This window comes from Ruegeria sp. TM1040 (assembly GCF_000014065.1).
In the GTDB taxonomy this organism is placed as follows: Bacteria; Pseudomonadota; Alphaproteobacteria; order Rhodobacterales; family Rhodobacteraceae; genus Epibacterium.
Window position 1 is genome coordinate 557,881 of the sequence record NC_008043.1, and the last position, 13,865, is coordinate 571,745.

Annotated in this window: 14 protein-coding genes; 12 read left to right on the forward strand and 2 right to left on the reverse strand. The window is 60.3% G+C overall.

The genetic code is table 11. From position 1 onward, the window contains the following. Positions 1 to 2: 2 nt before the first annotated feature. The 10 genes from TM1040_RS03045 (at position 3) to TM1040_RS03090 (ending at position 8,131) form a co-directional block, all read left to right on the forward strand. The gene (locus tag TM1040_RS03045; protein WP_011537137.1) at positions 3 to 206 is read left to right on the forward strand and encodes a DUF1737 domain-containing protein; all 204 of its coding nucleotides are present in this window, start codon (positions 3 to 5) and stop codon (positions 204 to 206) included. A 1-nt stretch (position 207) separates the two neighbouring features. Then, a complete protein-coding gene (locus tag TM1040_RS03050) occupies positions 208 to 1,248 on the forward strand; it encodes a MaoC family dehydratase (protein ID WP_011537138.1) in 1,041 nt (346 codons plus the stop codon). Between the two features lie 95 nt (positions 1,249 to 1,343). Next, positions 1,344 to 1,919, forward strand: coding sequence for a histidine phosphatase family protein (locus tag TM1040_RS03055; RefSeq protein WP_011537139.1), 576 nt, complete (start codon positions 1,344 to 1,346; stop codon positions 1,917 to 1,919). A 222-nt stretch (positions 1,920 to 2,141) separates the two neighbouring features. Further along, positions 2,142 to 2,525 carry a succinate dehydrogenase, cytochrome b556 subunit gene (gene sdhC / locus TM1040_RS03060; RefSeq protein WP_011537140.1) on the forward strand — a complete coding sequence of 128 codons (384 nt, stop codon included), beginning with the start codon at positions 2,142 to 2,144 and terminating at the stop codon, positions 2,523 to 2,525. Between the two features lie 14 nt (positions 2,526 to 2,539). Next, entirely contained in the window at positions 2,540 to 2,911 is a 372-nt protein-coding gene (locus TM1040_RS03065; RefSeq protein WP_011537141.1) for a succinate dehydrogenase, hydrophobic membrane anchor protein, read from the forward strand. A gap of 24 nt (positions 2,912 to 2,935) precedes the next feature. Further along, positions 2,936 to 4,744 carry a succinate dehydrogenase flavoprotein subunit gene (gene sdhA / locus TM1040_RS03070; protein WP_011537142.1) on the forward strand — a complete coding sequence of 603 codons (1,809 nt, stop codon included), beginning with the start codon at positions 2,936 to 2,938 and terminating at the stop codon, positions 4,742 to 4,744. Continuing rightward, positions 4,745 to 5,617 carry a sulfotransferase gene (locus TM1040_RS03075; protein WP_166485501.1) on the forward strand — a complete coding sequence of 291 codons (873 nt, stop codon included), beginning with the start codon at positions 4,745 to 4,747 and terminating at the stop codon, positions 5,615 to 5,617. It begins immediately after the preceding gene. Beyond that, positions 5,614 to 6,480, forward strand: a complete 867-nt coding sequence (locus TM1040_RS03080; RefSeq protein ID WP_011537144.1) for a hypothetical protein — start codon at positions 5,614 to 5,616, stop codon at positions 6,478 to 6,480. The genes TM1040_RS03075 and TM1040_RS03080 overlap by 4 nt, the downstream gene beginning before the upstream one ends. A gap of 129 nt (positions 6,481 to 6,609) precedes the next feature. Then, positions 6,610 to 7,389 (forward strand): succinate dehydrogenase iron-sulfur subunit, encoded by a 780-nt coding sequence (locus TM1040_RS03085; protein ID WP_011537145.1) that lies wholly within the window; start codon positions 6,610 to 6,612, stop codon positions 7,387 to 7,389. A 535-nt stretch (positions 7,390 to 7,924) separates the two neighbouring features. Then, positions 7,925 to 8,131, forward strand: a complete 207-nt coding sequence (locus tag TM1040_RS03090; RefSeq protein ID WP_044026476.1) for a hypothetical protein — start codon at positions 7,925 to 7,927, stop codon at positions 8,129 to 8,131. A gap of 488 nt (positions 8,132 to 8,619) precedes the next feature. Here TM1040_RS03090 and TM1040_RS03100 read toward each other — a convergent pair whose 3' ends face one another. Beyond that, complete coding sequence (locus TM1040_RS03100; RefSeq protein ID WP_011537146.1) at positions 8,620 to 9,801, reverse strand: phytanoyl-CoA dioxygenase family protein; 1,182 nt, start codon at positions 9,799 to 9,801, stop codon at positions 8,620 to 8,622. Positions 9,802 to 9,880: 79 nt separating this feature from the next. On the opposite strand from TM1040_RS03100, the gene TM1040_RS03105 reads away from it, so the two are divergent. Beyond that, a complete protein-coding gene (locus TM1040_RS03105) occupies positions 9,881 to 10,900 on the forward strand; it encodes a LacI family DNA-binding transcriptional regulator (RefSeq protein ID WP_011537147.1) in 1,020 nt (339 codons plus the stop codon). A gap of 742 nt (positions 10,901 to 11,642) precedes the next feature. Here TM1040_RS03105 and TM1040_RS03110 read toward each other — a convergent pair. Next, on the reverse strand, positions 11,643 to 12,419 hold the full coding sequence (locus TM1040_RS03110) for a site-specific integrase (RefSeq protein WP_254658806.1): 777 nt from the start codon (positions 12,417 to 12,419) through the stop codon (positions 11,643 to 11,645). Between the two features lie 225 nt (positions 12,420 to 12,644). On the opposite strand from TM1040_RS03110, the gene TM1040_RS03120 reads away from it, so the two are divergent. Then, a protein-coding gene (locus TM1040_RS03120; protein WP_085978750.1) for an IS3-like element ISSisp1 family transposase occupies positions 12,645 to 13,741 on the forward strand; the annotation gives its coding sequence in 2 pieces (ribosomal slippage) (positions 12,645 to 12,906 and positions 12,906 to 13,741; 1,098 coding nt in all). Positions 13,742 to 13,865 lie beyond the last annotated feature (124 nt).

Sequence of the window (13,865 nt, forward strand, 5' to 3'; positions counted from 1 at the left end):
CTATGAAACTCTATCGTTTTCTGAGCGAAGATGACACATCTGCGTTTTGTCACAAGGTGACGGATGCGCTCAACAAGGGCTGGGAGCTCTATGGCAGTCCGACCCAGACCTTTGATCCCGTAAAGGGCATCATGCGCTGCGGTCAGTCGGTGGTCAAAGAGGTGGACGGCACCTACACGCCCGACACCAAATTGGGAGCGCACTGACATGAGCAAGACCAACCACGGGCGTTTCTTTGAGGATTACAAACTGGGCGAGGTGATCCGCCATGCGGTGCCGCGCACCGTGTCGGGCGGTGAGCGGGCATTGTATCATGCGCTCTATCCGGCGCGACATGCGCTCTATTCCTCGGATGAATTTGCCCGTTCGGTTGGTCTGACCCATGACAACGGCGCGCCGCTGGAGGATCTGGCGGCGTTCCATATCGTCTTTGGCAAGACGGTGCCGGATATCTCGCTCAATGCGGTGGCGAACCTTGGGTATGCCGAGGGGCGCTGGCTTTTGCCGGTCTATCCGGGCGACACCTTGCGCGCCGAGAGCGAGGTGATCGGGCTCAAGCAGAACTCCAACGGCAAGACAGGCGTGGTCTGGGTCCGCACGCGCGGGCTCAACCAGCGCGATGACTGCGTGCTCGAATACGTGCGTTGGGTGATGGTCCGAAAGGGCAACCTGGACGCCGATGCACCGGAGACCTGCGTGCCGGAGCTGAAACCGGCTTTGGCCGCGGAAGATCTGGCGCTGCCTGCGGGGCTTGATTTCACGTCCTATGATTTTGCACTGGCCGGAGAGCCGCATCGCTGGGGGGACTACGCCATTGGCGAGCAGATCGACCATGTGGATGGCGTCACGGTGGAAGAGGCCGAGCATATGCTTGCCACCCGCCTGTGGCAGAACACGGCCAAGGTCCATTTCGACAGCACCGCGCGCCCGGATGGCAGCCGGTTGATTTACGGCGGTCATGTGATCTCGATGGCGCGGGCCTTGTCGTTCAACGGGTTGGCGAATGCGCAGATGATCGTGGGGCTGAATGGCGGTGCCCATGCCAACCCTTGTGTCTCTGGTACAACGATCCGGGCGTGGTCCGAGGTTCTGGATAAGGCGCAGACCGCAGCGCCCGGTGTGGGCGCGATCCGCTTGCGTCTCGTGGCCACCTCTGGCGGTGCACCCTTTGCCTTGAAAGGCGCGGATGGGAAATATGTGCCAGAGGTGCTGCTGGATCTGGATTACTGGGCATTGATGCCGCTGTGATGCAGACCGGGAAGGGGGCGCTGCCCCCTCGCGCCGCTTCTGACGAAGCGGCCCTCACCCCCGGGATATTTTGGGTTAGAAGAGGAGGGGCCTCTGTGGCGCAGGTTCTGTATCTGACGCATCCCGAGGTGGGTATTGATCCGGCGGTGGCGGTTCCTGATTGGGGGTTGAGCGCCCATGGTGCGGCGCGGGTGGCGGATCTGGCCAAGCGCGGCGCATGGAATGGCTGGCATGTGGTGACAAGTGCGGAGCGTAAGGCGTTGGAGACGGCATGGCCGCTTGCTGCCGCAGCGGGCTCTGCCGTTGAGGTGCGTCCTGACATGCATGAAAATGACCGCTCGGCCACGGGGTATCTGCCGGGGGCGGAGTTTGAGGCCGTGGCGGATGCGTTTTTTGCCTACCCTGAGGTCTCGGTGCGGGGATGGGAGCGGGCGGTGGACACGCAGGCGCGGATCATCCGCGAGGTGCAGGCTGTATTAGCGGCACAACGCGGGCGGGATGTGATCTTTTGTGGTCATGGCGCTGTGGGCACACTTTTGTATTGTGCGCTGGCCGGAGAAGCGATCTCGCGCCGCTGGGATCAGACCGGGGGTGGGCATTATTTTTCATTCGATCTTGAGCATATGACACCTATGACGCATTGGCAGGCGCTGGAGACGCTCTGGCGTTAAGCGGATGTGTAAGGATCGCGGGGTAGCCTCTGGCGACTCAGTGATTAATTCTGACTGTTATACTTGGGATTTGACTTTGTGATCACAGCAATCTGGCTTGTGATCACAACGTGTAGAAATTGCCCCGAACGGCAGCGATAACAGCGGATTTTTACCACTCGTTTGCGTGACAGGGCGCAAAAATAGGCTAAAACGTCGACAGCTAACCGGAAAGGAGCCAACATGGCCGATGTCAATCGGGGCAAACGCCCGCTTTCGCCGCATTTGACCATTTATCGCCCGCAGCTCACCTCTATGTCGTCGATCATGGTGCGCATCACCGGAATCGCGGCGCTTGCGGTGGCGCTGCTTGTGGTGTGGTGGCTCTTGGCCGCTGCCACCTCCGAGAGCGCCTTTGCGTTCATCGACGGGCTGTTGCGCAGCTGGCTGGGAGACATCGTGATGCTCCTCGCGGCCTGGGCGATCTTTTATCACATGCTCGGACGCCTGCGTCACGTGGTCTGGGACTTCGGCTACTGCCTTGAGGTCGAAACCTCTGAGAAGCTGGGCGTGGGCATGTTTATTGGCGCAACCGTACTGACCGTCCTTGCGGCGCTCGTGGTCTGAGGGAGCACATAATCATGAACTATCTAACTGACCGCAAACGCGCAGAAGGCCTTGGGGCCGGGGGGGCAGGCACCCATCATCACTGGCAGATGATGGTGAGCTCGATCCTCCTTGTGGTTCTGGTGCCGGCCTTTGTGATCACCTTTGGGCTTGGTCTCGGTGGCACCTACGAAGAGGTGCTGGCTTACTATGGCCGTCCGGTGCCCGCGATCATCACTGGTCTCACGCTGGTGGTTGGCATCATCCATCTGATGCGCGAGGCGCAGGTCGCGGTGGAGGACTACATGCATGGGCTGGCGGAAAAGCTGACGCTGATCGCAGTTGCAGCCCTGTCCTACACGATGATTGCCGCGGGGCTTTTTGCCCTCGTCAAGCTCGCCCTGTGACCCGCGCGGTAAGGAACAAAGACGATGACAGCAGCATATGAATATGAAACCCATGAATATGACGTGGTGGTTGTGGGCGCCGGCGGCGCCGGTCTGCGGGCGACGCTTGGCATGGCCGAGCAGGGTCTGCGCACAGCCTGCGTAACCAAGGTCTTCCCGACCCGCTCGCACACCGTGGCCGCACAGGGGGGCATCGCCGCCTCGCTTGGCAACATGGGGCCCGACAGCTGGCAGTGGCACATGTATGACACCGTCAAAGGCTCGGATTGGCTGGGTGACACGGATGCGATGGAATATCTCGCCCGTGAGGCGCCCAAAGCGGTCTACGAACTTGAGCACTACGGCGTGCCGTTCTCGCGGACGGAAGAAGGCAAGATCTATCAGCGTCCCTTCGGGGGTCACACCACCGAGTTTGGTGAAGGCCCGCCGGTGCAGCGCACCTGTGCCGCCGCCGACCGGACCGGCCACGCGATCCTGCACACGCTCTATGGGCAGAGCCTCAAGAACAACGCGGAATTCTATATCGAGTATTTCGCCATCGACCTGATCATGTCCGAGGACGGGCAATGTCAGGGTGTGGTGTGCTGGAAGCTCGATGATGGCACCATGCATGTCTTCAACGCCAAGATGGTGGTGCTGGCGACCGGCGGTTATGGCCGTGCCTATTTCTCTGCGACCTCGGCCCATACCTGCACCGGCGACGGTGGCGGTATGGTAGCGCGCGCGGGTCTGCCGCTTCAGGATATGGAGTTTGTGCAGTTCCACCCGACCGGCATCTACGGCTCCGGCTGTCTGATCACCGAGGGCGCGCGCGGCGAAGGCGGCTACCTGACGAACTCCGAGGGTGAGCGCTTTATGGAGCGGTATGCGCCCAACTATAAAGACCTCGCACCGCGCGACTATGTCTCGCGCTCCATGACCATGGAGATCCGCGAAGGTCGTGGTGTGGGTGAGCATGGCGACCATATCCACCTGAACCTCAGCCACTTGCCGGCCGAAGCGCTGGCGGAGCGTCTGCCGGGGATTTCCGAGTCTGCAAAAATCTTTGCAGGTGTCGACGTCACCAAAGAGCCGATCCCGGTTCTGCCGACCGTGCACTACAACATGGGCGGTATCCCCACGAACTATTGGGGTGAGGTGCTGAACCCCACTGAGGACAACCCGACCGGTGTTGTTCCGGGTCTTATGGCCGTGGGTGAGGCGGGCTGTGCCTCTGTGCATGGTGCCAACCGTCTGGGCTCCAACTCTCTCATCGACCTTGTGGTCTTTGGCCGTGCATCGGCGATCCGCGCCGGCAAGGTCGTGGACCCAGAGGCCCCCAACCCGGTGCTGAACCAGGCGTCCATCGACAAGGCCTTTGATCGCTTTGACGGGCTGCGCAACGCCAAGGGTGGCACGCCGACCGCGGAACTGCGCCTTGAGATGCAGCGCACCATGCAGGCGGATGCGGCGGTGTTCCGCACCGACAAGACCCTCAAGGAAGGCGTCGAGAAGATGGAGGTGATCGCGGCCAAGCTCGACGATCTCCATGTCACCGATACCTCGTTGGTGTGGAACTCCGACTTGATGGAGACGCTCGAGCTTACCAACCTGATGCCCAACGCGCTGGCGACCATCGTTGGCGCTGAGGCGCGCAAGGAAAGCCGTGGTGCCCATGCGCATGAGGATTACGCCGAGCGTGACGATGAAAACTGGCGTGTGCACACCGTGGCACGGGTTGAGGGCAACAAGACCTCCCTCAGCTATCGTCCGGTGATTGTTGATCCGCTGACCAATGAGGACGCCGGTGGCATCAGCCTCAAGAAGATCGCGCCCAAGGCTCGGACCTTCTAAATGACCTCTGCGCCTCCCAGAATTCTCTGCGTCGGCACGCATCACAAGACGGGTACCGTCTGGATGCGGCGTGTCTGGCGCGAGATCGGGGAGGCGCTCTCTATTCCCTTTGTTCCGGTTCACAATCCGCAGAACTGGACACGTATCCCCACCAAGGGGCGCGTGATTGTTGCAAACTGGGGTGCGCGCTTTGCGCCTGATTTGTTCGACACCCCGGAGGCGCGGTTCCTGCATGTAATCCGTGATCCGCGCGATGTCCTGATTTCGGGCGCGCGCTATCACGAGGACGCACCGGGGCGCTCGGAGCGGTTCTTGCACAAAGCGCGTGCGGATCTTGGCGGTCTGACCTACCAGCAGCATCTGCGCAGCTTGCCCAGCCGCGACGACAAGTTGCGGTTCGAGATGGGGGAGATGCATCAGCGTACCCTGACCGAGATGCTCGATTGGCCCTATGGCCACCCGCGTGCCTTTGACGTCACCTTTGAGACGCTGATGGCCGATACTGGCTGCGAGACCTTCGCGGCAGCGCTGGAGTTCTTTGGTTTTGACGCGCCAGAGGTCGAGGTTGCGCAGAAGATCTTCTTCAAGCATGCGCTTTTTGGTGGCTTCAGTGATAAAAACTCTGACGGCACCACGGATCGCAGGCTGAACGCCCATGTGGCACCGGGCGCGAAACGCGGCTGGCGGCAGGTATTCTCGGCCGAGATCGCCGAAGATTATTGCGCACGCTTTGGCGCGGCGCTGGTGCGCCTGGGCTATGAAACGGACGCGCGGGCGTGGTGCGATGCGATCGCGCCGAAGACAGCGATCCCGGAGCCCGCGCATATGGTGCAGCCGCCCCCTTTGGGGCTGGCGATGGGGGGGATGGCATGACCTCTGTCGCTGCTTTCGCCACCTCACCAAACGCCTGGGAGGCGCTCGGCATCCGGCCTGCGCGCGCCCTGCGCATGATCGGCATGCGGCGCTCTGGCAATCACGCGATTGCCAACTGGCTGCAGCGCAACGCCGAGCGTGCGGTGTTTCTGAACAACTGTCGCCCGACGCGCGACCCGCTCCTGAGCCACAATGGCATCGAGGTCGGCGGCGCGCGTTTTGCAGGCGATCCCGTCGAGGCGGCGGCTGAGGCGGGCGAGGGGGCGCTGCTATTGGTGTCTTATGAGGACACGATCCATCAGCGTTTTGTGACCAAGGACAATCTGTCCGGCCCCTACAAAAGCGCTAATTTCAGTGCTGAGTTGTTGATCTATCGCAGCTTTCTGAACTGGAGCGCCTCGCTTCTGAAAAAGCTGCAGCGCAACGAGAGTTACCGCGCGGCGGACCGGATGGCGGTCGCTGCGCGCGCTGTGGCGACCTATGGCGACCTGCTTGTCGAGGTTCTCGAAGCGCCGCAGGACGGTCGGGTTGCGATCTGCTATGACGCCTGGGCGCAGGATGAGCTTTATCGCGCGCGGCTGCTCTCGGATCTGGGTCTGAGCCTGCGCGACAACAGCCTGGGCGATGTCCAGCCCTACGGCGGCGGGTCGAGCTTTCAAGACAGCGCCACGGACCCCGCAGAGCTGCAGCCGTCCGCGCGCTGGCGCGAGATGGCCCGGGACCCCGAGTATCAGGCCCTGTTGCAGGTCGCCGCATTGGACCGCGCCTTCATGGATCGCGTTGATGCGCTTTTCCCCGCAGATGCCGCGCTGATGGCGCGCCTGCCGGATCTTCCCGCTCTGGACGTGGAGGCAGACCTGTGACCTCCCGCCCGATGAACACGCGCAGCGATTGCGCCCGAAATGACGCCCGGATCTGTCCGGGCCCAGCCCTCTCCCCGCATGTGCTGCCGCTGGCAGCCCATGTGGGCAGCTAAGCAAGGAGACACGATCATGGTCGAATTCGCACTTCCGAAAAACTCCAGGATCACCACTGGCAAGACGTGGCCCAAGCCTGAAGGCGCAACCAATGTGCGCAAGTTCCAGATCTACCGCTGGAACCCGGACGATGGCAAAAACCCCAGCGTGGACACGTATTTCCTCGATATGGACAAATGCGGTCCGATGGTTCTGGACGCGCTCATCAAGATCAAGAACGAGATCGACCCGACGCTGACCTTCCGCCGCTCCTGCCGCGAGGGCATCTGTGGCTCCTGTGCGATGAACATCGACGGGATCAACACGCTGGCCTGTATCTATGGTCTCGACGAGATCAAGGGCGACGTGAAGATCTATCCGCTGCCGCATATGCCGGTGGTGAAGGACCTTATTCCCGATCTCACGCATTTCTATGCCCAGCATGCCTCGATCATGCCGTGGCTTGAGACCAAGACCAACCGTCCCGCCAAAGAGTGGAAGCAGTCCATCGAGGACCGCAAGAAGCTTGACGGGCTTTATGAGTGCGTGATGTGCGCGTCCTGCTCCACCTCCTGCCCGAGCTACTGGTGGAACGGCGACCGTTACCTCGGCCCTGCCGCGCTGCTGCATGCCTATCGCTGGATCATCGACAGCCGCGACGAGGCAACCGGTGAGCGTCTCGACAATCTTGAAGACCCGTTCAAGCTCTACCGCTGCCACACCATCATGAACTGCGCCAAGACCTGCCCCAAAGGCCTGAACCCCGCCAAGGCGATCGCGCATATCAAGAAACTGATGGTCGAACGCACCGTTTGACCGGGACGGCTTGATCACGACTGTCTGATCGAGGCCGATAGGTCACGAGATTTGCCCCGTAGCCCATGGCGGCTGCGGGGTTTTTGTTTGCGTTCTGATACGAATTGCAAACCGAGAACGGCCCCCGATCCTGGGTGGGGGTGAAGCCCCCTCCCGTGGGGAGGGTCGGGGGCTGTTCGGCCTGTCGGCCAAACGGGACTTCTTGGTTCATTATCAAAAACAGGCGGCCGCCCATTGGGGCGGGGAGTTGGCTGGGGTGGAAAGCCCCACGTCCGAAAGTGAGCTCGGATCGGACCCAGCCTGCACCCAATGAGGGGGTGGTCTCTGGCGGGCCAGTCTCCTGAGGGTCTTGGTGTCGCGACGCATCGATCCTGACAGATCTTCCTAAATTCCGGTTCAACAGGGCGTACGCCGGGGGCGCAACGGATCCGGCGCGCTTTGCTTGCAAGGGGCGCATAACCCCTTTGCAAAACTGTCTGATGCGGCAGTGCAGCATCGTACCTAAATTGGCCCCCAGGGAGGCGCTGATACTGACATGACGAAAGACACCGCAATGACAACCGTGATCCCCGCCCCTATGACCCCGACTGCTCTTGATCAGGCCGAAGCTGCCCTCAGCCCCGCTGCGGTCGCGCTGGCTGTGCTTGAGGAAAGCTGGGCCTATTACACCCCCGAAGCCCCTGTGGTGAGCCGCGATATCGACGCCGTGGATGGCGTGCTGGCCTATTACGAAGCTGCCTGAGGGCGCCAGCACTTGAGGCGGTCCCTTGAACCGGCCTGCGCCAACCGATAGGTCTCCTGCATGCCGGTTCTTCTGCTCCTTCTTTTGCTCGGCGTGTTGGGCTATCTGTTCTGGCGGCGCAAAACCACAACGCTGACACGCGATTGCCGCTGGCGGCGCGCGCCGGGTGGCAATGGCTGGCACTGCGCCTTTTGTGGTGCCAGCGATCCCGACCCAACTCCACCCCGCGATTGTCAAAGGCCGCGCTAGAGCAGCCGCAAGCGCCCCGCCGCCCCGCGAGGGGCGGCGCCGGGCCCCAAGGCTTTGCCCGGCATCTGTGATGCAGGGCCAAAGGGGCGGGAGCCCCCCCTCGCGCATTCCATGACCCTATCTGGCGATGCCGCCGTTCGTTCCGGGTGAGGTGAAGCTCCGCGAAGAGCCCAAAGCGAACATTGGCCGTGCGAGCAGCGAACGACGGCTTAGGAGGTTCGCTGCCAAGCCGCATAGGCTTATGCCATTCTTGCACTACTCATTTGATCGAGCCGCTCGGCGAAGGCATGCTCCTCGATCCCTTCAACCAATGCCCGCCGAAAGAAGGCGGCTTGGGTTTCCGGTGCTAGACCGTTTGTCGGCGGATCGCGATCGAGATTTGTCGGAAACGAGTACCCTTCGGCGGTCGCAGCTATTGCCGCAGACAATTCGGCAACGCTGAGCTTGTTTGTTTGCTTGGCCTGAAACGCATACGGGAAAATCAGTCTACACATTCTGTCCCGATCGACTGTCTCCATTGCGCGACCGAAGGCCGATGACACCTGCAAAAGGTTGGCGAAGCGGTGAATGTCGTGGCTCGTGTTGGCTCCGGCCGCGTGAAACAAAGCGGGGGAGAAAAACACGGCATCTCCCTTGGCTAGCGGCAACTGCACATGGTGTTCTTCGAAAAGGGCCCGAAAGTCATCCCGGCGCCATGCTGCATAGCCCGGACGATATGCTTGCGAAAAGGGCAGCAGTTTGGTCGGGCCGCTTTCTAACGGCATGTCGGAATGGGCGACAGCGCCCTGAAGCGTCAGAATTGGCGAGACGTCGTGGACGTGCGCAGGATAGGACGCGCTGACATCGGAGGTTTGAAATCCCAGATGATAGTCGCGATGCGCCTGCTGAGCTGCGCCGCCGGGGTGCACGAGGTTTACCTGCGCGGTCATCTGATAATTCGGCCCCAGCCAAGCTTCGCAAACTGCCGCAATAGAAGTGTTTGCGAAATAATTCAGAAACGCGTCGGGCGAGGCTTCGCAGAGCTTCTGAAGCGAGTTCCATATCCGATCGTTCGCTCCCGACGCTGCGAAGTGATCGCCTGCGCCCCCAGTTCCCTGCTTCTCTTCCGCAATAATTCCTTCGTAAATGCGGGTTGCCTCATCCAGAACTGCCGTATCGGCATAGGCTCCCTTTAGGGCCACGACCCCCGCACCGGAGCGCAGGACCTGTGCCCATTCCGCCATGATCCCTCTACGGGTCCTGTCATCTTCGAGAGCCGGACGCAGCTTTGCCATGTCGTAGATCGGAATGTTCTTTTCGATGGCGGCCGCAAGCGGCACCTGCTCGCTCCTTGTCGCTTGACCTATGAGTGCCTTGAACTCTCCCAGATCACAGTTATCGGGGTCGTAGTAGGCGATGGTGTTATCGACGGTATCCTTCATGACGGATCCTCCCTTGTCCCGCACAGGATACGGATGCGGGGATTGCTTTGGGGCGAGAAACGCATCAAAAACACATCAAATGACACACCGTTTTCCAATCAAGGAGATCGCGCGGCAGGCGGGTCTTGGCACCGCCACTGTCGATCGGGTCCTGAATGACCGGGCGCATGTGAGCCCGCAGACAAAGCTGCGTGTTACCGCTGCAATAAAAGAGTTGAAGGCCCAAGAGGCCCAGCTTGCTGCTCATGGAAGGCGATTGTTCTTTGACTTCGTCGTTGAAGCGCCATCACGCTTCAGCCTTGAAGTGAAGGCGGCCGCAGAAGCAGTACTCCCTCAGATCGGAACCGCTGTTTGCCGCCCTCGATTTCTGCTGCAGGAGATCATGGAAGAGGATGAGGTCGTCGGGGCACTGAAACGGATCATGAAGCGAGGTAGTCAGGGCGTGTGTCTAAAGGCGCGGGACACGGCGCGGATTAGGGAAGCAGCGAAGACGCTGACCGCCGCAAAAATCCCCGTGGTCACGCTGGTCACCGACATCGGGGGTACTGATCGTCTTGCCTACGTCGGGTTAGACAACGCCGGTGCAGGACGCACTGCAGCCTACCTTATCTCCCGAGCGCTTGGGGATGTGCAGGGAATGGTCTTGGCCACGCGCAGCCATGAACGCTTTCTAGGAGAAGAAGAGCGCGAGTTCGCATTTGTCGAAACCTTGGCACGCGAGCGTCCAGGTCTACAGGTATTTGCTGTCCAGGGCGGTAGTGGAGTGGACTTTGAAACGTCAAAGCTCTTAACGAAGTCCATGGTTGGCATTCACCATCTGCGCGCGGTCTATTCGATGGGGGGTGGCAACCTATCGATCCTACGCACGCTGGAGCACAAAGGTCTGAGCCCCGATGTGTACGTGGCCCATGATCTTGATCGGGAAAACAGGGAGCTGATCCAGGACCGGCGCATCGACTTCATCCTGCATCACGATTTGCAGCTGGACGTACGGAACACGTTCAACGCCTTTCTATCCTATCATGGGCTGTCCAGTGGTCTTGTGGGGGCGCCGATCTCCACGGTCCAGGTGCTGACACCGGAGAATATACCGCGTTGAGGTCAGTCCAGTCAGGGGCGCGCTTCAACCGGAAAGGCAGACATCACCGCTTTCATCGGCAACTTCTGCTCTGTCCGGCATCCTCACCGTTCGAAGGTGGTCGGCGGCTGCATATGCGGCGAAGGTCTGCTCTTCTTCATGCGACCGCGGCATGGAGCGTCCGCAAAGCTGCAAGATCTGTCGAGTTTGCAAAGGTCGCTATCTGCGCTTCGCTGACATCAGTTCAGGGTGCAGCATCGCCTGGCCCTATTGATCAGATTTGAAGGCCCGCTTTCGGGAAGCCTTTCGCGCGCAGCGATCCCTTCGCTGCGCTTTACATGAGTGTCGTGGTTGGGCTGCCTGCCGTCTTTATTTTCGGTGGAGGGAGCGGCAGCGTTGGTCTGCTTTGGGGACGCCCGCGACGACAGCACGGGGTGGGCGCTTCGGCGTAAGCCGCCCACTCAGAGGCAAATCCTTTGGTCAGAAAAGCAGAACTAACTGGTGCTCTTCACTCAGAAAACCGGGAAGCTGTTGTGTTGGCTGCGCTTGGCGCGCACTCTACTTTTCGTAAGTTTATTTTTGCTTTGGCTGGCGATACTGTACCGATGTCGGTGTCCCATTGAAGGACCCATCGCTCTTTTATGAGCCGTTCGCTTGGGGGGGCGACACCCCAGCGCCTTGGTGAATGGAATGGGGCATCGGGCCATGTGGCCTGCGTTGCCCCTTCCAATGGTTTGGGGACATTTTTCCTGCGGAGAGTTCGTCACTCTAGCACGCCATCATCGAGCGCGGCTTCTCGCTGCCTGACCAGCTGCCGAGCTGCGCGGTACTCGGGTGAGCCAGGGGTTAATGCGTGGAGTAAGTAACGGAGCATCAGATCCTTTTCATCGTCCGAGGTCTCATCCTTCTGCTTGATGGCGGCCAAGACCTGCATTCGAGTGGCCTCAGTCATCTTGCCGTAGTGAGCTTCCGTGATGACCATGCTCTCGTGCCCGAGGTTCAGTGACCAGGCCTTACGCTCTTCAGAGCGGGTGCAGATCTGATCGCCCAGCGCTTTGAGGCAATGGCGCGCTGAATGGGGCGAGTAGGACTGCCCAACGCCTGTGCTTGCGATGCGAAAGGCCTTATTGACCGCCCCTGACGTTTCTAGGATCGGAAGAGGTGCCGGGCTGGTTTTGGGCGTCGAGAGATACTTACTGTCAGGAAACAGAGCATCCTCTCCGCCAAAGCCATTGCTTTCCAGTTCCCGTTTCCATTCCACCACGACGAGACTGATCTCGCTAGGCACCGGAAACCATCGGACGGTGAAGCTTTTTCCATTCTTCGCCCGCATTTCGCGAGCATCTTGCACCGCTGTCTCTGCCTCGCAATCAATGTGTTTGAGACGCATGCTGGAAAGAGCTGCCGCTCGCAGACCAGTAAGAAACGCGCAGGCGACGATTGCGCGGTCCCGGCGTTGGGCAAGCGTGAGGCTTGGCATGGATTGCACCATCGCCTGAGCCTCTTCTACGGACGGGTAGAGCTTGTCTGGTCGCGCCAAGGCCCTAGCCATCTTCTGCCTTGGTAGGTCGAAGTAGTCGGGCAAGGTGACGCCAAGCCGCCGATATCCCTCCTGCTTGGTTAGCCATTTTACGAATGCTGCCAGATGAGAGGCCCGATGGCGAATAGTGGATGCACTGAGGCCTGATGTGATCCCCGAAAACGCCCCCGTTTTTGATTAGAGTTTTCCGCAGAGAAACCCTGGCTGGGAGAGGAGCGGAAACGCATGAAGGCATCGAAGTTCACGGACGCGCAGAAGGCGTTCATCATCAAGCAGGCGGAGGACGGCACCTCGGTGGCCGAGGTCTGCCGCAAGGCCGGGATCAGCACGGCGACATTTTTCAACTGGAAGAAAAAATATGCTGGCCTGATGCCATCCGAGATGAAACGGCTCAGGGAACTCGAGCAGGAGAACGCGCGTCTGAAGAAGATCGTCGCGGATCTCGCGCTCGACAAGGAAATGCTGCAGGACGTCATTAAGCGAAAGCTTTGAGGCCTGCCCGGAAAAGGTCGCTGGTCGACGGGATGCGGGCGGATTGGCAGGTGTCGATCCGCCGGGCCTGCGAGGTGATCCGGTTCGATCCGAGAACCTATCGCTACAAATCCCGCCGGCCTGGGCAGGCCGCTTTGGAACAGCGGATACGAGAGATTTGCCAGACGCGCGTGCGCTTCGGCTACAGGCGCGTGCATGTGCTGCTGCGCCGGGAGGGCTGGGAGATCAACGCCAAGAAGACCTATCGCATTTACAAGGAGTTGGGTATGCAACTTCGGAGCAAGACACCTAAGCGCCGGGTGAAGGCCAAGCTGCGGGATGACCGCAAGGAGGCTGTCAGCCCCAATGACGTCTGGGCTATGGACTTTGTTCATGATCAGCTGGCTACAGGCTGGAAACTTCGGGTTCTGACGGTCGTCGACACCTTCTCACGCTATGTCCCGGTGCTTGATGCTCGGTTCACATATCGCGGGGAGGACGTGGTCGCGACGCTTGAGCAAGTATGCAAGCGCACCGGCTACCCAGCCACCATCCGTGTTGACCAGGGCAGCGAGTTCATCTCCAAGGATATGGACCTTTGGGCCTATGCCAACGACGTGACATTGGACTTCTCCCGTCCGGGCAAACCTACCGACAACGCCTTCATCGAGGCGTTCAATGGCCGGTTCCGGGCGGAGTGCCTGAACGCGCACTGGTTCATGAGCCTTGAAGATGCAGCCGAAAAGTTGGAGGCTTGGCGTAGAGACTACAATGAAGAACGCCCGCACGGGGCTATCGGGAACAAGGTCCCGGCAGACCTGATGAAATCAGTTCACGACACCAGCCCGTGAACCTGATGGAACCGCGGAAATTCTAACAACGGCCGAGGGCACGTTGGGTAGCACATCAACAGGGCGATTCTGTGGGGCAGTTTGTAGGGCAAAAAGTGGGGCAAACTGTCGGCTGAACGAATCT